Below are 21679 nucleotides of genomic sequence, written 5' to 3'. Positions count from 1 at the left end.
TGATTTGCTAAAATGTAATGGATACAACGTGTCGAAAATCGATGAACGAAAGAAGAAAAATAATGTACAACGACGATTATATTATGCGATTAATTGACGAATTATCGGGATTTTTAGCCAATGTCATTTTTAATAAAGAGGTATCGCCAATCCAGCTTGAAGACGATCAGGGAAATTTTTCGGAAAGTAAATTTCTGCATTATCAGCTATTAACCATGGTTGGTGAAGGACAAATTAATGAAGCCGAAAATCTGCTGTTTGAAAAAGTGCAACTCAATCCAACTGCTGAGTATTTAAAAGCGGGGATTGATTTTTATTCAATTCTGGACACGCTAAGTGACAACACCCTAAATGACTGCCGCTTTTCAAGGGTAGAGATCGGGGAAGGCTTAAGCGATCTTAAAAAGATCTACACCGCGACGTAGCCAGCGGCGGCCTGGCATCGCTGGGATGAATGATCGCCATGAGGCTCAGACAGCAGAAACCAAAGAAAGCAACGATCCGGGCATCGTTGCTTTTTTTTTATTTAAAACAGCGTCTTTGCTCATCAATGTTTTTAATTTTTTTTAAATGATAGACGAGCGTGCCTCTTTGGATAAATAATTTATTTGCGGTTGCAATTGCCTGGTAAACTTTATATTGACAAAAAATATTGCCTTAGTTATAATAAACGAAATAGAACGAAAGATAACAAAAACAAATAAATAGATATGAAAAGATATACAAGGAGGTATACGCAGAAATTATGGGTATATCTCCGTTTTTTTATAACTAAAGGAGTTTTATGGACATCGGCAAGAGCGAAAAAGGTCAAAAAAGCGAAAAAAAACGAGGCCGCAGAAATCAGCTAATAATATTAGGTATGTTTATCCTATTGGTCGTTCTGTTATTCGCCTCCTTTACTTTGGGAAGATATAATGTTGAAATCAAAGACTTGTTTCTTTATATGGGAAAAACACTTGGGATGAATCTGGAGATTGATCCGATTAAAGAACATATTATTTCCAGTGTAAGATTCCCCAGAATAATTGCCGCCATTTTGACGGGCCTGGCACTTTCCGTTTCAGGGGCAGCTTATCAGGGGATCTTTAAAAACCCCATGGTCTCACCGGATATTTTAGGCGCTTCAGCGGGAGCTGGCTTTGGAGCATCGCTGGGAATTATATTGTCTTTACCAACCATAATGATTCAATTATTGGCGTTTGGCTTTGGGATTATCTCGGTGGCGTTGAGCTGTATGATTGCCGGCATTGTCGGACGGCGTGAAAATGTAACACTTGTTCTGGTGCTGGCTGGTATGGTGGTATCGTCATTATTCAGTGCGTTTATCTCCATTATTAAATACATGGCAGACCCCTATGGTAAATTGCCGGAGATCACATTTTGGCTGATGGGAAGTATTTCAGACGTTAAAAACAGTGATTTGATTTTTATGATTGTGCCGGTTGTAATTTGTCTGATTATTATCTTTCTGGTCCGATGGAAAATTAATGTGCTCAGTTTTGGTGATGAAGAGGCCAGTGCTTTAGGGGTTAATGCCGGGCATTTACGGCTGGTCATTATTATTTGTGCAACGATGCTGACAGCAACGGTGGTAAGTGTTGCCGGACAAATTGGCTGGATTGGACTCGTTATACCACATCTGGCCAGGATGATCGTAGGACCCGATTACCGGTATTTAATTCCGGCAACCGCCATTCTGGGCGCTATCTTTCTGTTACTGGTGGACAATATCGCCAGAACAGTTATGCAGGTTGAAATTCCGCTCGGGATCCTAACTTCTATCATTGGGGCACCGTTCTTTGTGTATCTGATTTTAAGAGGAAAGAAAGGGTGGATTTAAGTGCTGGAACTCAACAACATTTCTTGTGGATATAACAAAATGCCGATCTATGAAGGGATTAATTTCAAGGTTCATCCGGGGAGTATTGTCTGTATCATGGGCAGAAATGGGATCGGGAAAACAACGTTGCTCAAAACAATTTTAGGAAGCCTTAATATCCTAAATGGTTCAATTATGCTTAACGACAAAGACATTTTCAGTTACAGCAATAAAGAAAGAGCACAGCAGATCGGCTATGTCCCACAGTCTCATGTCCCGCCTTTTCCCTATTCAGTCAGAGATGTTGTTGTTATGGGGAGAACGCCGCATTTATCGATATTTTCGGTACCGGGAGATGCTGATTACTCCCAGGCCGATGAAATCCTGGAAAAAATTGGGATTGGCTATTTAAAGGAAAAAATATACACCCAGATCAGCGGCGGTGAACGGCAGCTTGTCATTATTGCCAGAGCATTGATCCAAAATCCGAGAATCTTAATTATGGATGAGCCAACGGCAAGTCTGGATTATGGAAATCAGATTAAAATTATTAATACCATTAAAGCGTTATCCAAAGAAAAAATATCAGTAATCATGACAACACATCATCCGGAACAGGCCTTTGAGTGTGCCGACCTGGTTGTCGCAATGACGGAAAACAAAGTGATTTCAACCGGATTACCGGACGAAATACTAACAGCGGAATTGATTGAAGAAATATATGGCGTAAAAGTTGTTGTTCAAAAGGTAAATGTGGAGGGAAAGGAACGAATAGTATGTTTGCCAAAATAAAAAGACCGGTTATAGCAATTATCATAATATGTTTGGTAATCATATCGGGCGGTTGCTCGGCCGCTGCTGGTTCAAATAATAACGATGAGCACAAAACGATTACCGATATGGCGGGCAGAACGGTGGAAGTGCCAGCCAAAATTGATCATGTTTATTCAGCCGGGCAGCCAGGTGTTGTCGCGCTCTATACCTTATGCCCGGATAAACTCATGGGATGGTGTATTGAACCGTCTGATGCGGAAGCAGAATTTATTAATGCAAAATATCTGAACCTGCCTGTACTGGGCCTGAGTCAGGGAACAAATTCCAATGCCAATACCGAGGAGATTATTGCCAGAAATCCGGATATTATTCTTTTGATGACGGATATCAATTCAGAAGATACCAAAGCTGCGGCAGACGAAATGCAGGAAACGTTTCAAATTCCGGTTGTCGTCGTTGACGATGAATTGACGAACATGGATGAGAGTTACCGATTCCTGGGCAAATTATTAGGAGCAGAAGACCGGGCCGAAGAGCTGGCATCGTATTGTGCAAAAGTTATTAATACGGTTACAGACGTTTCAAAAACAATTCCGGACAACGATAAAGTGAAGGTCTATTATGCTCAGGGCTCGACAGGGCTTCAGACCGCGCCACAGGGATCAGAGCACTCGCAGGTGATTGAACTGGTCGGCGGAATTAATGTCTGCAATCTGGATGCGATTGAAAGTGGTCGTCTGACCATTAATATGGAACAATTATTTAAATGGAACCCCGATGTCATCATCGCTTCATACAGTGATGACCATGGCGGAACCAACATGGGGAATACCAATGTTTTTGATATCATAACTAATGCAAATCCGGAATGGCCCCTGTTAGCGGCCGTGAAAAAAGGGGAAATATTTGAAACACCCTACCTGCCGTATAATTGGCTGGACATGCCACCGTCGGCCAACAGAATTGTGGGGGTAACCTGGCTGGCCGAGCTTTTATATCCGGACTATTATCATTTTGATATCGTCCAGTCAGCAAAAGATTTCTACAAGCTGTTTTACCGGATTGACTTATCAGATGAACAGATCAGCAAATTGCTTAATGAGGCCGTAAAAAAATAACAAAGAGGAGGATAAGGTTATGAAAAAAGAAAAGAAAAAGGTAGTACTTGGTTTGCTACTAATGGTGTTCACGATGATATCAATGAGCATACCGGTTTTTGCAACGGATAAAGTGACGACAACCGTGTATGATTCAGCTTCAACGACTGAAAGCTTATCATGGAAAGCGTTTGATGCTTTATTGGGTTACAATGATATGGGAACCGAACTAATCGGATCGCCGACAACGGGTATCTATGAATTTAGAGTCGGCGGAACAGCTGATGGCGAATTAAACTATGCCTGGACATTTGATGGAAGTGCTTTTACCACACCCTATACCACGGCAACGAAAGGACCAATAAGTTTGACAGTCAAAACAGCGAATGATCCTGAAAAAGGTCTTGGGATTACGTTTGACCTCTATACTTCGCATACCGACGGCACGGATAACAGCCTGAGCGGCGAGGCAACGTTAAAACTAAAGGTATCTGACTTTTTTGCTGATGGAACAAAACTTGATATCACCGGTCCGGATGCGTATAGTAAAGAAGTAAGTGTTGCGGATGGTTATATTAGTTTTGATGTCAAAAAAGGCGGCACTTATGTCGCCAAAGCCGATCTTGAGGCGGCCTCAGCAAACACAGCAACTAACGAGATCGCCGCAGCCGAGTCACCCAAGTCGATGAATATTGGATTGGTGATTCTGATCATCGTCTTGGTGCTGGTGGCTTTTGGTGGAATTATTGTTTTCCTGAAAAGAAAAGGCAAGCATGATAACTAAATGAGTGAAGGGGAAAATAATCATGGTAGGCAGTGAAAGAAAAGCAAAAATAATTTCATGGCTGTTGAGCGTATTATTTACAATAATTATCTTACAGATCGTCAATTTTACGGCTGCATACCAGGTTTTTGCTGCGACCATTGCGGATGATTCAATTCATGATTCAGGAACGGGAACGGTGGCAGATCCTTATCTCTATAACGTTGATGCTACTTCGAAAGTATCATGGAAACATCTGCTAACAATTGGCAATGAGCAGATTCATGAAAACTATCAAGTTGTTGAAAACGGGGTGATGCAGTATAGTTGGTATTTTTCACCTGAAATTTGTAAAAATCCTTCCATTAGTGGGCCCTATTTCCTGGGGATTAACAAATATACAATAAGCGACTCGGATAATTTACCAGGTGGCAGCAGTGATGCATCGCTCTATTTTTCTTTTGCACTAAAACGGGATTTTCCCGGACAAGTTAAAATTAAACTTAACGTTTCAGACCGTTTTGCTGATGGAACCATTTTGGCTTTGAATTACTATGGCGGCTATGATGGAGCGGCTGATCATGGCGACAGTCCGCTGATTTTACCGGGAGAAATCTATACCTGTTCGGGAGCCGAAGCGGTTGCTTCAGGGCTGACCGTAACGGATGGCTATGTGGAATTTTATGTCCGGCATGGCGGCAATTATTATTTAAAACCGGAAAGTATAGACGACGCAACGATTCATTCAGATGACGTTGTCCTCGGTAAAATTGGAGAACTTTTTAGCGGTAAAATAGCGGCAACGATTGCCGGTTATTTTGGCAAAACGATTGAAGATACGGTTACTGCGGGGGATTTAAACAGTATTAAAAAACTGTATTTGGCTGATCTGCAATTAGACAGCCTGGATGAACTGAGTAAATATAATTTTGGCGGGTTGGAGCAATTAACGGCTTCGGGAAATAACCTGAAAAAGGTTCCGCTTTTGAAAGCACCACAAATAACTTACCTGGATTTGTCCCGCAATAAAATTGATGATATTACCGGATTAGCTCAGATGCCCACCTTGAAAAACATGATCTTATCTGATAATCTGATTACGAAGGTAGGGGACTTAACTGTTTTTACAAAATTAACGTCATTAGATTTAAGCAATAACAAAATTACTTCATGGGGTGCGGAAATAAAAAATGAGTCACTCCGATACCTAAAGCTTAGTGGCAATAAAATCGAAAAGGAAATTGACACATCAGGGCTTACCGCATTAGAAGAACTGGAATATGAACCAGATAATTCGTTAGTTGGGGCGTCTGGATCAGTATCTGAAAAGAAGAAAGAGGATGGCGAATTTATCAAAAACGGATCCCTAATTATTATTATTTTGATGATTATTATAGCAGTAGTGACGATTAAAGTTCATTCTAAAAGGAGTAGTCTATGAATTATTTTGAAAACAATGTGTTGGCGCTGATGCCTTGTGCGATTAAAGTGCCAATGGAAGCAAAGATAGCCAGTTTCATTAAAAATAATGATCTTTCCCTAAAATATGAGATATTATCCAATGCCGTTGTTCAGGCTGGTTTTTTCGAAGATATTAAAACAATTGAAGACCTTGATAAGCTTCCGGATATCATGGTTGCTCCGGGATTCAGCCGTTTTTTCTTTCCCACATTTATTGAACGATTTACAAAGAAGGGGGCCTTTCAATCATCGCTTGACTTTGTGGTGTCAGCGGCCTATCAGGAATCGGGCGTTATCGACCCCAATGCGTACTACGATATCGTTGCTGTCAATCCACTTGTTTTTTTAGTCGATCAAACGAATTATCCTGATCTTGAGCCGCCAAAAAAATGGGCGGATCTCCTATCTTCGCAGTATGAGCAGAAAATTGCCTTTAGAGGCCATACCGACAAGGAATTGTGTGAGGGCGTATTATTTGAGATTTATCGCAACCATGGCATCGAAGGGATAAAAAAGTTGGCACGAAATATAAAATCCAGGCTGCATCCAGCACAGATGGTCGCCCTTGCCGGAAGTAAAAAAGAGCAAGCGCCCTTTATCAGTGTGATTCCGTTATCCTTTGCGAATCTTGTGAAGGAAAGCGACACGGTTCAGGTGATCTGGCCGGAAGACGGTGCGGTCATGAATCCGGTTGTGATGCTGACGAAAAAGAACTGCAGCGCAGACGCAAAGGCCGTTTCAAAATATTTTATCAGTGAAGAAGTTGGCGATTTATTCAGCGAGGTTGGTTTTTGCTCCCTCCGACCGGAGCTTGAGGGAAGAATGCCACGCTCGGGAAAATACAAGTGGGTCGGCTGGGATTTTCTCCTTCACACGGATGTAAAAAAACTTCACGATGAACTGAATCAGGTGGTTAACACGCATTCCCTGGAAAAGGAGGAATAGGATGCGACTCATAACTTTTTCAGGTCCGCCGTCATCGGGAAAAACCGCTGTTATTATCAATACCATCAGGGCCCTAAAAAATAATGGTGCGGATGTTGCGGTTGTCAAAATGGATTGCCTTACCTCTGATGACAAGGAACTCTATCAGAAAGAAAACATCCCGGTTGGCGTCGGGCTTTCTGGAAATCTTTGTCCGGACCACTTCTTTATCACCAATATAGAACAGTGTTTTGAGTGGGGCATGAAAAAAGGCGTCGACTATCTGATTACTGAAAGCGCTGGTCTTTGCAATCGCTGTTCGCCACATATTTCCGGGGTGATGGCGGTCTGTGTGATTGATAATCTGATGGGTATCAATACGCCTAAAAAAATTGGACCGATGCTTAAAATGGCGGATATCGTGATCATTACCAAAGGGGATATCGTCTCGCAGGCTGAAAGAGAAGTCTTTGCGTTTAAGGTAAGACAGGCCAACTCGAAATGTCTGATTCTCAATGTGAACGGGATAACCGGTCAAGGCTGCACTGAATTTGCCACGATTTTATCAGAAGCTCAGGAACATGATGCAATGACCGGGGAAAAGCTGCGGTTTGCCATGCCTGCCGCTGTCTGTTCCTATTGTTTAGGCGAAAAAAAAATCGGGGAAGAGTATCAGTTAGGCAATACGCGAAAGGTCGAATTTCATGATTAACGCAATACCAAACGAAAAGATTGATAAAATTATTAAGAGCTATCCTTATTGTCGCGATTTTTTTGAGGCCATGGTGGTTGATTATCCGCCAAAAAATAAATATCAATTGACCGTGAAAGAATATTTTGATAGTCTCGATAGTTATGAACTCAAACTAAAGGGAATTGAACAGGAAAATCTCGTCAGCCTATTCGTATCCTTTTTGGAGAATATGGAAGAACGTCAAAAAAGCGTCCAGTGGAATATCGAGTCACTGACGATTATCGGGGGACAGAATAAATATGGCGAACGGGAAAATGTCAGCATCTGTCTCAAACCAGGAGATGTGGTGTCAATAGTTGGTCCAACCGGTTCCGGGAAAAGTCGCTTGCTGGGGGATATTGAGTGGCTTGCCCAGGGTGATACTCCAACCAAACGAAAGATCTTGATCAATGGCACAATCCCGCCGCAGTCTTGGCGGTTTTCGATTGAGCACAAACTGGTCGCCCAGCTATCGCAAAACATGAATTTCGTCATGGATCTGTCAGTGGAAGAATTTATAAAAATGCATGGCGAAAGCCGTATGATTAGCGATATCGAAGAAAAGACCCGGTTGATTCTGGAGAAGGCCAACGAACTGGCCGGTGAAGAAATATCCCTTGATACACCGGTAACCGCGCTTTCCGGCGGGCAGTCCCGAGCGCTGATGATCGCCGATACCGCTTTTTTGAGCTCATCGCCGATTGTCCTGATTGATGAAATCGAAAATGCCGGCATTGATCGGAAAATAGCGATATCTTTATTGGTTACGAATGAAAAAATTGTTTTGATCGCAACCCATGATCCGGTTCTGGCCCTCAGTGCCGAAAGGCGAATGGTCATCAAGAATGGCGGTATTGAAAAGATAATTGAAACCTCCAGGAATGAAAAAGAACATCTGCATGAACTTGAAGCGTTAAATCAGAAGCTGATGAACTATCGGGAAATCCTAAGAACGGGAGGAAGTTTCTGAGGAGAAGTTGTTGCTAATCAATGAGAAAATGATCGATGACTGCACTCGGAGAAGCTTCTGTGAATGCTGTTCCTTGAAGAATCAATGTGGTGTTAAATTTAAAAAAAATAATTAATGAATTAGCTTGACAAATATACGCACATGTGATAGCTTGATAATTAATAAAGGGCAAACTTACCGGGAGGTAAGGACGCAAAGCTATAGGGTCTGAGTAATCTTTTTGCAGACAGCCAGTTGCAGATTAATATTTCTTTAATTTATTTATGCATTATGCAACGTTAAATAACGTTGCTTTTTTTTAGAATATATTTAATGAACTTTAGCTAAAAAAATTTATGGCTTAATTTAAAACCATACAAAGGCGTTTGGAAAACACTTCAGAATAGATTTATATCGTAAAATTAAATATTGGGCAAACTTATCCAAAGATGAGGACGCAAAGCTATAGGGTCTAAGTAGTTTTTACATGACAGCCAGTTGCAGATTATTTGTAAAAATTGATGCAAAGTAACTATAGTGATTCTATCTACAGCAAAATATATCACTATTTTACTCTAAACTTCTGATGTTACATGAAAAGTTAAGATGATATAGAAATGAGTGATTAATATGCTGAAATCATCTTTTAGACTGCAAACGATTACGTTCATTCTTGTGTTATTCCTGTCAACGATGTTAACAGCATCTGCCAGAGCGGCAGAACCAGAAACGATAGTGGATCTGGGTGCGGGCCTCAATTATGCTGTTTTTGCTGGTACGGAAATTATCAATACTGGAACAGCCACAAAAATAACAGGTGATATTGGGACTTCTCCAGTAACGCTCATCACCGGGTTAACGACCGATCAATTGACCGTTGAAACGACACCTGCAAATGACGATAACGCCAATCTCGTCCAGAATGATTTAATCACGGCTTATAATAATATAAAGGATCGAGATAATGCTAAAGCTATTACCACTAATCTGGGCGGACAAACACTTTCCCCAGGAGTTTATTCATTAAACTTACCGGCAACGGTAACAGGAACGCTTAAGCTTGATGCTCAGGGTGATATCAACGCGGTCTTTATTTTTCAGGTGAATTCAACTCTGATCACCGAAAAAAACAGCAGGATCGAACTTATTAACGGAGCACAATTCAGTCGCGTCTTTTGGCAGGTTGCAAACAATGTAACGTTGGGAGAAAAGACTATCTTCAAAGGGAATATTCTTGCAAATGCGTCCATTTTTTCGGAAACCGATGTTTCTGTGCAAGGGCGCTTATTGGCGATCACAGGTGGAGTCACTTTAACTAATACCCAAGTAGCTATGACTGAAATAGTACCGTTAACGGATAACGATAATTCTGAGCTTCCAAAGCCCGGCGATATCCCCAAAATTGTTGAAGAAACACCGAAGATAGTTGAACCGGATGTCGATATTCCTCAAGCTGACAATTCACCTGATAGTGCCAGTACTGTGCCGGCAATCGATGTGCCAATAGTACCAGCAAATACAAGCCCAGTTCCTGTAGCAACCACTGCAGGTGATTCGATAACTCTTGATGGATCAGGCGACACTTATAAAGTGACCATCGACTGGGGATCAATGACTTTTAACTATGATTTGGGAACTTGGAATCCGAGTGCTCACTCCTGGGTTGGCGGAGGTTGGAATGCAGCTGGCTTTAATGGCAGCAATAATCAAATAAACATAATGAACGAATCGACTCAACCTGTGACTGCTGCGTTTACTTATATCTGTGATGAAACTAATGGTGGTTCAACAACAGGTACGTTTGAAGATAATAATGGGAATCAAACGGGTATTATGGAATTGCCGCTATGCCCAGTCGGGGGACCTGCACCAACAGCTAATACCTATCTTAAACTCCAGGGGCAACCCGCTCAAATTGGTTCTACCCCAACTAAAATCGGATCGATTACTATTCTGTTAAACTCAGTATTACCCTAGATTCTAACCGGAAACAAATGTTTAGAAAGAAGGTATAATGATGGCTAATAAAAATGCAGTTTGTGGCGGATTTGTCGCTTTGAACAATGGCATGATCGTCGACTGTTATTCGAATATGACGGTTTTGGGAAAAGGAACCGCAGCAGGCTTTTGCGGCAATAACAAAGGAGAAATAAAAAATTCTTACAGCACCGGGCGTGTCAAAAAGACAAAAGTCACTGGCGGGTTTAGAGCTAAAAATTCAGGATCTGTTGTTAATTGCTTTTTTAATAGTAGTAAAGCCAGTTCGGGTAAGCTGGTGGACATTGGTTTGGGTAAGCTGGAAAAAGACCTGACTTTTGAAAATTTCTATAATCAGTTGAATTGGGATTTCGAAAATATCTGGGAAACGGCAGATAGTACGATGGAAAATCAGCACGAACCTTTTTTGCCCACATTTATAAGCAATAAATTTTACTACGAATTACCGTCTGAAAAAGAAGTTATCGAACTGTCAACCGCAGAACAGCTCTTTAAAATTGCTGTAAAAATTAATGAAGGCGATAAAATTTTCGCCAAGGTACGGTATCTGCTCGTTAATGACATCGATCTTAAAAACAAGAAATGGATACCGATCGGCATCGATGAAAACAGTCCGTTTAGTGGTACCTTTGATGGCGGCGGTTACTGTATAAAGAATCTTTTGGTCAATGACAAAGAATTGGAATATGCGGGATTCTTTGGAGTAATCAGAGATGCTGTCATAGTTAATTTAGGTATCGAAGGGGTTGTAAAAAAAGGTAAATATTCAGGCGGCTTAGTCGGTGTTAATGAAGGCAGCTGCATTAACTGCTGTTTTGCTAACTGTGAAATAACCAGCAGCCAATTTCCGGGTGGTCTGGCAGGGAAAAACAATGGTGAAATTCGGCATTGCGTTGTTTTTGGAAAAATAAAAAATGGTGGCAAAGCATTGCTGCCATGGCTTTTAGGGGCGGGGGCATTAGCCGCATCGATGCTCGGTGTTTTAGCCTGGCTTTACATGGGCAAGACGCCTACCTATCCGGCAATTCCCATTGACGAGAGTGTGACGGTTATTCCTGATGAAAAAATTCAGCCCAGTGAGGGAAACTCGGTCTCTTTTGAATTTGCAAAAGAGATTATCTTTCAAAATGCACAATCCGGAGGCGTCTTTGCATTTAAGAATCCTGGGGATTCAACTAAAAATATTGTCATTGAGCTCCAGTTAACCGATACAGAAATGATAAACACATTAGGTTCAACTTGCCGAACCCCATTGGAACAGGCAAGAATTGAAGCACAGCCCGGATATTCACCAGATACAACCCGTCAGGTGATTGGGCGATCCGGAGCAATCCCACCGGGATATGCACTGGACGAAATAAAACTGCAATTATTACAGGATGGAACGGCACTAAAGAGAGGTGAATATAATGCCATTATTTATCTTGTATTTTATGATATAACAACCAACGAACAGGCCATGCTGAATACCCAGATGCCGGTAACGTTGATTATATCAGAGTAGAGGAGAGGACAGAAACATAAACAAATGAAAGGAGAAACAAAATGAAAAAGCTTAGTACAGTGATCGGAACCATGGCAATAATGGCCATGATGGTAACGCCCGCTTTTGCGGCAAACTTAGATCCGGGAGCAATTACAGGTGCAACGAGTAAGGATGTAAACGGAACAACCACACAAACGGATGTTTACAGTGCTACCGTTGCATGGGGTTCTATGGCATTTAATTATGCCTTTGGGACATGGAATCCGACTGATCACACTTGGAACGGAGCTGGATGGAGTGCAGCAGATTTCGATGGAGCAAAAGATCAGGTAAAAATTACCAATGACTCAAGTCAGCCAATCGATGCTGCTTTTGCTTATACCAAAGATTCAGCTAAAGGTGGAGCAACGACCGGGACATTTACAAAAGTAGATGGTAATTTGAACGAGACTGGAGAGCTTACAGGTGTTATGGCGTTGGATCTTTGCGCAACAGATGCGACTACTGGACCAGCAGAGGAAACTTACCTTAATCTACAAGGTGCACCGGCAGCAAATACTACTGCAGGTAAAGTGGGCGCAGTTACAGTGTCACTTACGACTTCACCATACAGTTCAACAACTGAGCTTGCCAAGATTTTAGATACGACAGTATCTACAGTATCGGCATCAGCAAATACAGAAGTACCGGTAGAAACAGCTATGACTGCACTAGCACAGGCTGCTGTTACATCAGGTTATACAGTTACCATGGCAAGTGGTGCTTACACACCGATTGATGCAACAACTGGAACGTGGGTTGGTAAATTTACAGTCACCAACGATAATACCCCATCCAACACAAAGACTGATGCAGCTGACAGAACCATCGCAGTTGTTGTTAATATAGTATAAAAAAGTAAGATAGCTTCAGAAAAGGGCAGGCAATCTGCCCTTTTTATATAAAATATAAATGCTGAAAGGAATAACTGATGAATACCAACAGAGAGATTCCTCAACATTCAAAAGCGTCCAGAAAAACCGTGGTTTTGTACCTGGCACTCATTGGCGTCATCCTCATAGCCTTGATACTGACTGGGATTATACTCTTTCAGCGATTGAACACGCCCCTCCAATTTGTTCCACCCGGGTTTGATCCATCAGCACAAGTCGGAGAGCCTACACCGGATATCGATTTAGGTTACACCACCGTGAATGTGGAACAAGGGTTTGAGATTAAGCTTTGCGGGAGGCTATTTGTCAAAAATAATAGCGTCGATATCAATCTAACCAATCCGGCATCAAATGATGTATGGATGATGACCGAATTGCAGGATAAAAATGGCAAGGTACTTGGCAAAAGCGGTATTATTAAACCAGGAGAATATGTTCAATCAATTGCTCTGCTTAAGAATGTGAAGGCAGAAGAAACAAATGTAAAAATAGTTGTAATTGGCTATGCTCCAGATACATATGCCAGCAGAGGAACTGTTGACATGAATACAATGTTGCTTAAACAATAACAGTTTTCTATCAATCCATGAACGAGTACAATACAAATATTCAATAGAAACGCCACTAATCTGAATCATTAAATTTTTTAATCTTATATTCCAAATTTTCGTTTTTTTACACATTACAAAATGGCGCAATTTTTAAATTAATTCTCCGTTTTATGTCTCTTCAACTTCTTGTTTAAACTCTTTTTCATCACGTTTCATCGCGTTGCCTTTTAATCTAATGAACTGGGGCGGAACAACTTAGTTGCAAAGAATAAATCAATATATAAATCGTTATTTTATAATAGAACTCTTGATGTATAATAAGGTTAAATTTACCATATCAATTAAACAAATAATGATAAGGAGGTCAAATATGGCTTTACTTGAAGAGAACCGGTTAAAAAAGAATGAAATAGATGTAATAAAAGGAAAACTGGAAATAAATGCTCAATTATGGAAAGAAAATCAGTATTTCACTCAGAAACTTTCTAAAATAGGAAGTTGGACCTATGATTTAAACCAGAGAATAGTTTATTTTTCTGATGAGGTTTATCATATCTTAGGGGTTAATCCTCAAGATTTTGATGGCAGTGAGGAAAACTATTACCATATTGTCCACCCTGATGATTTGAATGCAGTAAGGGCAGCAATCCAAGGTGCTTTTGATGGTAAAGAATATGATTTAGAGTATCGTATTTTAACAGGTGAGGGAGAATTACGGTTTGTTAGAGAGAAAACAAAAATATTATACGACGAAAATGAGCTTCCAATAAAAATCATTGGAACCATTCAAGATATTACCGAAATAAAACTTATGGAAAAAGAAATCATCTATATGAAAAAAACATTAGATAGTGCCCAACGATTATCCAATCTGGGAAGTTGGGAAATTAATCTGGCACAGAATATTAACTTTTTGTCTGAGGAAGCCTTACGGATCTTTGGAATTACGGTCATAGATTATAATGGTACCCTGGAAAAATTCCTGAGCTTTATCCATGCTGATGATCGAAAATTGCTGGTCAAGCTAATAAATGACCCTCCCAAAGGAAAACCTTTTTCCCTGGAGTATCGAATTATAAAAAAAGACGGCAGCATCAGGAACTTGTCTCAATTGGGTGAAACAAAACTGGATAAAAATGGGAATCCAACCCGTATTTATGGAACCATTCAAGATATTACAGAAAAAAAAGAGATGCAGGAAATCATTGATAATAAACAGCGAGAACTAGATAGTATTGAAGAACGGTATAGAGTGTTGGTACAAGAATCTGGCGATGTTTATGAGATTATTGAACCGGATGGCACTATCAAATATATTAGTGACACATCCACAAAAGTCATTAAGTATAGGCCGGAGAAATTAATCGGTAAAAAAATATATAAGTTTTATGAAGGAACAGAACTGAAAAAATTAATGAGAATGGTTAATAATGTTTTAGAAAACCCTCAAATTAAAGACCAGCAAATACTGATTTTTAAAACCAAGTCAGGAAAAAACGTCTTTTTAGAAGTTGTAATGCAAAATTTACTGAATAATTTGATAATTGAAGGTCTGGTGTTAAATTTCAGAGATGTTACAAAACGTGTAGAATTTGAAAAACGCATGAATTATATTGCTACTCATGATGAATTATCAGGTCTACCTAATCGTATATGTTTTAAGAACGAACTGAACGAACTATATCAGGTAGCAAAAGAAAAAGGTTCATTTCTAGCAGTGATGATGTTAGATTTTGAAGAATATAAATTCATTAATGAATCTCTCGGATTTAAGTCCGGTGATCAAATAATTATTCAAATGATGATCCGTTTAAAAAGCTTTTTTAAAGAAGAATATTTCATTAGCCGATACTCAGAAGACAAGTTTGGCATAATTGTAAAGGGATTAATTAGCTCAGAAGCTTATGAAGAAATGGCTCAAGGTATTGTTGGCTTGTTTTTGCGTCCGTTTAAGGTAGATCTGTACGAATTTGATGTGGCTATGAATTTAGGAATTACCATCTATGCGCAGGAATATCAAGAACTCGAGAAAATAGATGCCGAAGAAATAGAAAGAGATCTTCTAATAAAGCAGGCTAACATTGCTTTGCTCTGGGCAAAAAAAGAAGGGAAGAATCATTTTAAGTTTTACGCACCTGACTTTAGCATTGAAAATTATAAGCAATTTGAACTTCGAAACGATCTGCGTAGAGCTGTCGAAAAAAAACAATTTGAACTATTTTATCAGCCAATAGTGAAATTAAAAACTTCCGAAATTCTTGCTGCTGAAGCCTTGATCCGTTGGAATCATCCAATTTGGGGATTGGTAAAGCCAGATGAATTTATTCGTTTGGCAGAGGAAACCGGTGTGATTATCGAATTGGGCAGATGGGTGCTTAATGAAATATGTAGCAATTATAAAGAATGGCTGAAGAATGGGTTATCAGAAATCAAGATTACTTTTAATGTTTCCAGTATTCAGTTTTATGAAAAGAATTTTGTTGAAAATATTAAAAGTATTTTAGATGAATTTGAACTTAATCCAAAATTTTTAATTATGGAAATCGCAGAAAATATATTAATAGAAGATCGGGAAAAAGCTATTTGCGATATAAAAAGATTAGAAGTCTTTGGGATAAAAGTTTCTCTTGATGGGGTAGAAACTGGATTTTCTTCATTGACACATTTGAATGATTTTAATATTGACGCTATAAAAATGGATGGCGTCTTTATAAAGAATATAATGTTTGATGAAACTACCGCTATTATTGCTAAAACCGTTATTAATTTGACTAGAGAACTCAAAATAAAATTAATTGCGGTTGGAATCGAAAACGGGGAGCAATTATCATTTTTACTGCAGAATAACTGTTATGCTGGTCAGGGTTATCTTTATTCCAAACCATTACCGATGGAAAAATTTGAAAAAATATTAGAAAAAGGAAAATGCAAACCGATTCTTGTGAATATCAGTCCCATCATGCCCCAGATAGAACGTAGGGAATATTTCAGATTGAAGTTTTATCAATTGTTGAAAGCTGAACTGAAAATTGTAAAAATAAAAGATAAAAAGATGAATGTAGGAAATACAAAAATATTGATTAAAAATATTGGGCCCGGGGGGTTAAGTTTTATTTCCAATATAAAATTTCCACTTGAACGAGATTTCACCTTGCAATTTGAAACCACCTTATTGAATAACACCGTTAAAACTAATGGATGTCCGGTGTGGATGGAAGAGATTAACGATGATTTTTATCAATATGGGGTTAAATTTTTAATTGATGAAGAGGAAAGAGAAGAGCTAATGAAAATTCTTTATGAAATTCAAATTAACAAGAAAAAGAATACTTATTTTGAAGATGAACACTTTACCAACGATTCCCCGACAATCTATTTTAATTCACTGTTATCAAATTATAATGTCCCCCTGATCTAGACTGATTTGAAGTAGTAATCCACGTTGATGACTTTGAAAGATTGGTTTTGACAGAAAAATATGGGTATTAATAATACTGTTCAAAGCAACATCAACCGACAAAGAATTCTGTTTTTTATTAATTATTATAGAAGGAAGATGGTTTGGAATGACAGCAGAAATGATGGAACCTCTGGTAGAAGCGATTGTTATTGGAGACTGCACCCAGTCCATCGATCTGGCTAAGAATTTATGTGACACTGGGATTAGTGCCAAGGAAATAGTTGTTAACGGGATTGAGGTAGCAATGGCTCAGCTGGATGAAAAATGTACGATGGAGCAGTTCAACCTTTTGGAAATCATGCTGACCGGGCGAGCGGCAATGGAAGTGATAAAATATCTGTTCCCTTCCGGTGAAATAGTGACGGCAAGGTATACTCCCAGATTTTTAAGTTGAAAAGAATGTCCTTTGATTGATAAAAAAAAGGAGGGATATGATAAATGAGTAATGATTTTTGCAAAGACAAGCAGGCAAAAGTAGATTTGCAAACGTACGAGAGAAAATTATCGGGCATCATCGAATTTCTGCCAGATGCTATCTTGGCTATTGATGATGAAAAGCGAGTGATCATTTGGAATAATGCCATTGAAAAAATGACGGGTATTCCTGCCACAGAGATGCTTGGCAAGGACGGTCATGCTTATAGTGTACCGTTTTATGGGAAGGCACAACCGCAGTTGATGGATTTAGTTTTTTTTGATGACGATAAGATTACATCCAGGTATTCAAAGCTCACGCGTGAAGGTGATGTGCTGAAAGCAGAAGTATATTGTCCGGCTCTTTATGGTAATAGTGGGGCATGGGTTCATGCCATGGTAGTACCAATCTATGATAAATTTGGAAACACAATTGGTGCCATTGAAAGTATTCAGGATATCAGTGAACATTTGCAGATGATGAATGACTTGCAATCAAAGACCATGTTTCTTGAAGCACAGGTAAATGAATCACTTGACGGGATACTGATAGTTGATGATAATAACAAGAAAATTCTTACCAATCAACGCATTTATGAGCTATTCGATGTACCACAATATATTGTCAACGATAAGGACTGTGATTCACTGCTTAATCATGTTAAAAGCATAACCAAAGACCCAGATCGGTTTCTAAAAAAAGAACAAAATCGATATACTCACCAAACAGGGATAAGTTATGATGAAATAGAATTTACGAATGAAAAGGTTGTTGAAAGATATTCTGCACCTGTTCTGGACGAGAATAGAAAATATTATGGAAGAATCTGGACATTCCATGACATCACCGAACATAAAAGGTTGGAACGGGCACTTTTGAATGAAAAGAATTCTCTGGCAACGACGTTAAGATCAGTGGGGGATGGTGTCATATCCACCGACAATAAAGGATGTATCGTTCTTTTAAATAAGATTGGTGAGTATCTGACCGGCTGGACCCAGGAAGAAGCAATGGGTAAACCTATTGAAAATATTTTTAATGTCATTAACGGGTATACTGGAGATAAAGCCGATAATGTCGTGAATAAAGTCCTAAATATGAGAAGAATCATTGAATTAGCAAATCATATTATTCTGATTTCAAAAGATGGAAGTCAGCGTCCGATAGAAAATTGTGCTGCCCCAATTTTAGAAGAAAGTGGGAAAATTAATGGAGTAGTCGTTGTATTTAGAGATGTTTCCGATAAAAAGAGAAGAGAAGAAGAAATTATTTATGTTAGTTATCATGATTTTTTAACCGGACTTTTTAATCGCAGATACTATGAAGAAGCGTTAAAACGACTTGATACAAAAAAAGAACTTCCACTAACCCTTCTTATAATAGATATAAATGGATTAAAATTAATCAATGATACATTAGGATATAAAATGGGCGATGAAGTGATTAAGAAAGTGGCAAATAAAATCATAGCAGGTTGTCGAGCAGATGATGTTATAGCGAGACTAGGAGGGGATGAATTTATTGTAATTCTACCTAAAACTGATGCATTAAGAGCAGAACAAATTATTAAACGAATTAAAGATCATGAACCCGAAGAAAAAGTTGGAGCCTATAGTGTTTCATTTTCATTTGGATATGAAACAAAAAATACTGAAAAAATAAGTATTCAGGATATTTTCAAACAGGCAGAGAATAATATGTATAAACAAAAACTTTATCAAAATTCCGGGGCAATGACTAAGTCCGTTGATCTTATAATGAGAACATTATATGAAAAAAACAATCGAGAAATGCTGCATTCAAAAAGAGTAAGTAAACTTTGTGAAGCAATTGCCATTCATATGGGCTTTGAATCAGAAATGGTCAATCGAATCAAGCTGGCGGGACTTGTCCATGATATTGGAAAAATCGGGATCGATGAGAAGATACTCAATAAACATGGAAAATTAAATGGTGCTGAATTCAAAGAAATCCAAAGGCATCCTGAAATAGGATATCGCATATTAAATATGTCTGATGAATTTTTTGAATTGGCAACATATGTTCTGCAGCATCAGGAAAAATGGGATGGACAAGGCTATCCGTTGGGAATTAAGGGTGAAAATATTTCAATTCAGGCCCGTATTATCGGGATTGCCGATGCTTATGATGCGATGACGAGTTATCGAACTTATGGTAATAAATTAAGTGTAGAAGACGCCATCAATGAAATAAAAAAATGTTCAGGTACACAATTTGATCCTGAAATAGCAAAAATATTTGTTGAAAAAGTTTTGGGGAAAGTATGGTAAATATTTCGAGTTGCATTTTTTGTCGGAATGGTGACACTAATTCTGGCACCATAGGCATCAATCATAAGACAGAGATCGAGGAACGCCATATATACATATATGAATGATTAACTAAGATTAATAATGTTGATAATCCCTAATGCAAATTGTTACCTTGAACCGGTCCGGTCCGCCGCTACCAAATAAAAAATAAAAAAGCTCTGAACTACCTGTACATAGGGAGTTCAGAGCTTTTTTTCGGAAAAATACTTTTGCCCATTGAAAATAACAAGTTTATAAATTGGTGTCAGGCATGGAGCTCTTCCAGTAAGAAAAATGACACGAATCGATAGATAATGTTGCCTTGTATTCTGTTCGGAGGCTAGTATAATAGAATTAGAATAAAAATCAAGGAGGAAGACAAATGGAAACAATGAAGGCAATCGCCAAAAGAAAGTCATCCCGGGTTTTCAAAGCGCAGCAGATTACCGAGACCGAGTTGACGACTATTTTGCAGGCGGCCAATGCGGCGCCGGTCGGGATGGGGCAATTCGAAAGCGTTAAGCTGACGGTCATTCAAAATAAAGCGTTACTGGAAAAAATTGATGAAGCCGTAGCGGCGCTGTTTGCAAAAACCGGCACGCATCCGACCTATGGCGCACCGACGGTGATTCTGGTATCCGGTGCGGAGCTGAAAGGTCCAATGAGCGGGGTGCCTTATTGCAATGCCGCCGTTATTATCGAAAATATGGCCGTCGCCGCTGCCGATCTGGGGCTGGGAAGCTGTTATCTGATGGGGATTATCGCCGCCATCAGCATCGATATGGCGCTGTGCGCCGAACTCAAAGTACCGCAAGGTTTTGTTCCCTGTTCCGCCATCGCCTTGGGCTATGCCACCGAAGAACTGACAGAAAAGGAACTCACCACCGGAAAACTGGCGATGGAACGGATTAATTAATTAAATCCATCAATCGCAAAAAAAGTGCCGCATCAGAAATGATGCGGTGCTTTTTTTAACGGTCAAGGATAAATAATGCTTCAACCGTGGTGTTTAGCAGTTTAGCAAGTTTCATGGCTAATTCCAGGGTCGGGTTGTACTTTTCATTTTCAATCGCATTGATGGTTTGCCTGGTGACGTCAAGCGTCGTGGCAATATCTTCCTGTCTCATGCCCATTTGTTTTCGTAGGGCCTTGATATTATTTTTCATCTTTTCCGAGTTTCCATTTTAGAAAAGTTTGAATGGCCATAAAAACAAGATTTTGGGTGATCAGCAGAAAAAAGGGAAAACCAAATCTTCCGGTCTGGATATAATCGATGACACCCCAAACCGCTAAAAATAAAACGGTGTATGCCCAGGCCCCCTTTATTGCCTTCAAACTAATGCTCATTTCCATTTCGTCCATTTTTCTCATTAAAATCACTCCTTATTTAAATTGTAATTGGTAAAATTATGGTCTGCCAAAATAAAATACCATCGATGGCGGCAAAAAACACGAGATGAATGTCAAATACATTTTACATTTATAGTCTAACATTACGCGGATCAGAATGTCAAATTCTTTTTACATTTACTGCGGTAAATTATGGCGGAAAATAGGCGGGGTCCTGTTGATTTCCGCGCTGATCGTCATTATGCACACCCTTTCAGTTCCTGGAAACGTCTCTTCGATTATTGTGTTGACTTAATTATAGTAAGTATATATAATAAATAAAACAGATAAAAGAATACTAAAAAAGACAAAAATACAGAAAAGAAGACAAAACATAAGGTACGTTTATAGTGAGCTGATGTAATAGCTTCAATTTTAAGTGTTTCCCGTTTCGGTTCGTTTTTGCAGCATGCCTGATTAACCGAATGATAGGGTTATTTTTAATTAGTCGATAAAAGCTGTTGAAGCATCGATCTATGAAGCCAGACTCTGTATATTGAAAGGATGTTTTTAAATGAAACCATTATTGACTGAAAATGAAGATGGCAGTGTCACCTTTTGTAAGGAGACCAGGAGCTTTGTATTATGGTGGACACCGAAAAGCCTTGATTAA

19 protein-coding genes and 2 riboswitches are annotated in these 21679 nt (G+C 39.2%); of the genes, 17 read left to right on the top strand and 2 right to left on the bottom strand.

All coding sequences use genetic code 11. The features are described 5' to 3' along the window. Positions 1 to 62 precede the first annotated feature (62 nt). From FZC41_RS10360 to FZC41_RS10280, 17 genes are all read left to right on the top strand, one after another. Entirely contained in the window at positions 63 to 425 is a 363-nt protein-coding gene (locus tag FZC41_RS10360) for a DUF6483 family protein (protein ID WP_148567338.1), read from the top strand. A gap of 359 nt (positions 426 to 784) precedes the next feature. Then, positions 785 to 1843: a FecCD family ABC transporter permease gene (locus FZC41_RS10355; RefSeq protein WP_148567337.1), complete on the top strand. Its 1059-nt coding sequence runs from the start codon at positions 785 to 787 to the stop codon at positions 1841 to 1843. Beyond that, complete coding sequence (locus FZC41_RS10350; protein WP_148567336.1) at positions 1844 to 2614, top strand: ABC transporter ATP-binding protein; 771 nt, start codon at positions 1844 to 1846, stop codon at positions 2612 to 2614. Continuing rightward, positions 2599 to 3714, top strand: a complete 1116-nt coding sequence (locus FZC41_RS10345; RefSeq protein WP_148567335.1) for an ABC transporter substrate-binding protein — start codon at positions 2599 to 2601, stop codon at positions 3712 to 3714. Before FZC41_RS10350 ends, FZC41_RS10345 begins: the two co-directional genes overlap by 16 nt. A 19-nt stretch (positions 3715 to 3733) precedes the next feature. Beyond that, positions 3734 to 4477: a hypothetical protein gene (locus tag FZC41_RS10340; RefSeq protein WP_148567334.1), complete on the top strand. Its 744-nt coding sequence runs from the start codon at positions 3734 to 3736 to the stop codon at positions 4475 to 4477. Positions 4478 to 4499: 22 nt separating this feature from the next. Continuing rightward, a complete protein-coding gene (locus FZC41_RS10335; RefSeq protein WP_148567333.1) occupies positions 4500 to 5897 on the top strand; it encodes a leucine-rich repeat domain-containing protein in 1398 nt (465 codons plus the stop codon). Continuing rightward, entirely contained in the window at positions 5894 to 6862 is a 969-nt protein-coding gene (locus FZC41_RS10330; protein ID WP_148567332.1) for an ABC transporter substrate-binding protein, read from the top strand. Before FZC41_RS10335 ends, FZC41_RS10330 begins: the two co-directional genes overlap by 4 nt. Before the next feature lies 1 nt (position 6863). Further along, complete coding sequence (locus tag FZC41_RS10325; RefSeq protein WP_148567331.1) at positions 6864 to 7553, top strand: GTP-binding protein; 690 nt, start codon at positions 6864 to 6866, stop codon at positions 7551 to 7553. Then, a complete protein-coding gene (locus FZC41_RS10320) occupies positions 7546 to 8544 on the top strand; it encodes an ATP-binding cassette domain-containing protein (RefSeq protein WP_148567330.1) in 999 nt (332 codons plus the stop codon). The genes FZC41_RS10325 and FZC41_RS10320 overlap by 8 nt, the downstream gene beginning before the upstream one ends. A gap of 157 nt (positions 8545 to 8701) precedes the next feature. Continuing rightward, positions 8702 to 8786: riboswitch (cyclic di-GMP riboswitch) on the top strand. Positions 8787 to 8945: 159 nt separating this feature from the next. Then, a riboswitch (cyclic di-GMP riboswitch) is annotated at positions 8946 to 9029 on the top strand. Positions 9030 to 9153: 124 nt separating this feature from the next. Next, a complete protein-coding gene (locus FZC41_RS10315; protein WP_148567329.1) occupies positions 9154 to 10500 on the top strand; it encodes an ice-binding family protein in 1347 nt (448 codons plus the stop codon). 37 nt (positions 10501 to 10537) lie between these two features. Further along, positions 10538 to 12025, top strand: coding sequence for a hypothetical protein (locus tag FZC41_RS10310; RefSeq protein WP_148567328.1), 1488 nt, complete (start codon positions 10538 to 10540; stop codon positions 12023 to 12025). Positions 12026 to 12066: 41 nt separating this feature from the next. Then, entirely contained in the window at positions 12067 to 12900 is an 834-nt protein-coding gene (locus FZC41_RS10305) for a hypothetical protein (protein WP_148567327.1), read from the top strand. Positions 12901 to 12977: 77 nt separating this feature from the next. Beyond that, positions 12978 to 13508, top strand: a complete 531-nt coding sequence (locus FZC41_RS10300) for a hypothetical protein (protein ID WP_148567326.1) — start codon at positions 12978 to 12980, stop codon at positions 13506 to 13508. Between the two features lie 352 nt (positions 13509 to 13860). Next, positions 13861 to 16908 carry an EAL domain-containing protein gene (locus FZC41_RS10295; RefSeq protein ID WP_170253946.1) on the top strand — a complete coding sequence of 1016 codons (3048 nt, stop codon included), beginning with the start codon at positions 13861 to 13863 and terminating at the stop codon, positions 16906 to 16908. A 148-nt stretch (positions 16909 to 17056) separates the two neighbouring features. Then, a complete protein-coding gene (locus FZC41_RS10290; protein WP_148567324.1) occupies positions 17057 to 17344 on the top strand; it encodes a hypothetical protein in 288 nt (95 codons plus the stop codon). Between the two features lie 44 nt (positions 17345 to 17388). After that, positions 17389 to 19656 carry an HD domain-containing phosphohydrolase gene (locus FZC41_RS10285; RefSeq protein WP_148567323.1) on the top strand — a complete coding sequence of 756 codons (2268 nt, stop codon included), beginning with the start codon at positions 17389 to 17391 and terminating at the stop codon, positions 19654 to 19656. A gap of 403 nt (positions 19657 to 20059) precedes the next feature. Further along, positions 20060 to 20593, top strand: a complete 534-nt coding sequence (locus FZC41_RS10280) for a nitroreductase family protein (RefSeq protein ID WP_148567322.1) — start codon at positions 20060 to 20062, stop codon at positions 20591 to 20593. Positions 20594 to 20648: 55 nt separating this feature from the next. Here the strand turns inward: FZC41_RS10280 and FZC41_RS10275 are convergent, their stop codons facing one another. Beyond that, complete coding sequence (locus FZC41_RS10275; RefSeq protein ID WP_148567321.1) at positions 20649 to 20843, bottom strand: helix-turn-helix transcriptional regulator; 195 nt, start codon at positions 20841 to 20843, stop codon at positions 20649 to 20651. After that, entirely contained in the window at positions 20833 to 21048 is a 216-nt protein-coding gene (locus tag FZC41_RS10270; protein ID WP_148567320.1) for a hypothetical protein, read from the bottom strand. Before FZC41_RS10270 ends, FZC41_RS10275 begins: the two co-directional genes overlap by 11 nt. Between the last annotated feature and the right edge of the window lie 631 nt (positions 21049 to 21679).

The sequence above is a fragment of the Acetobacterium paludosum genome (assembly GCF_008086595.1).
GTDB lineage: Bacteria > Bacillota > Clostridia > Eubacteriales > Eubacteriaceae > Acetobacterium > Acetobacterium paludosum.
This window is presented reverse-complemented; position numbering and strand designations above follow the sequence as displayed.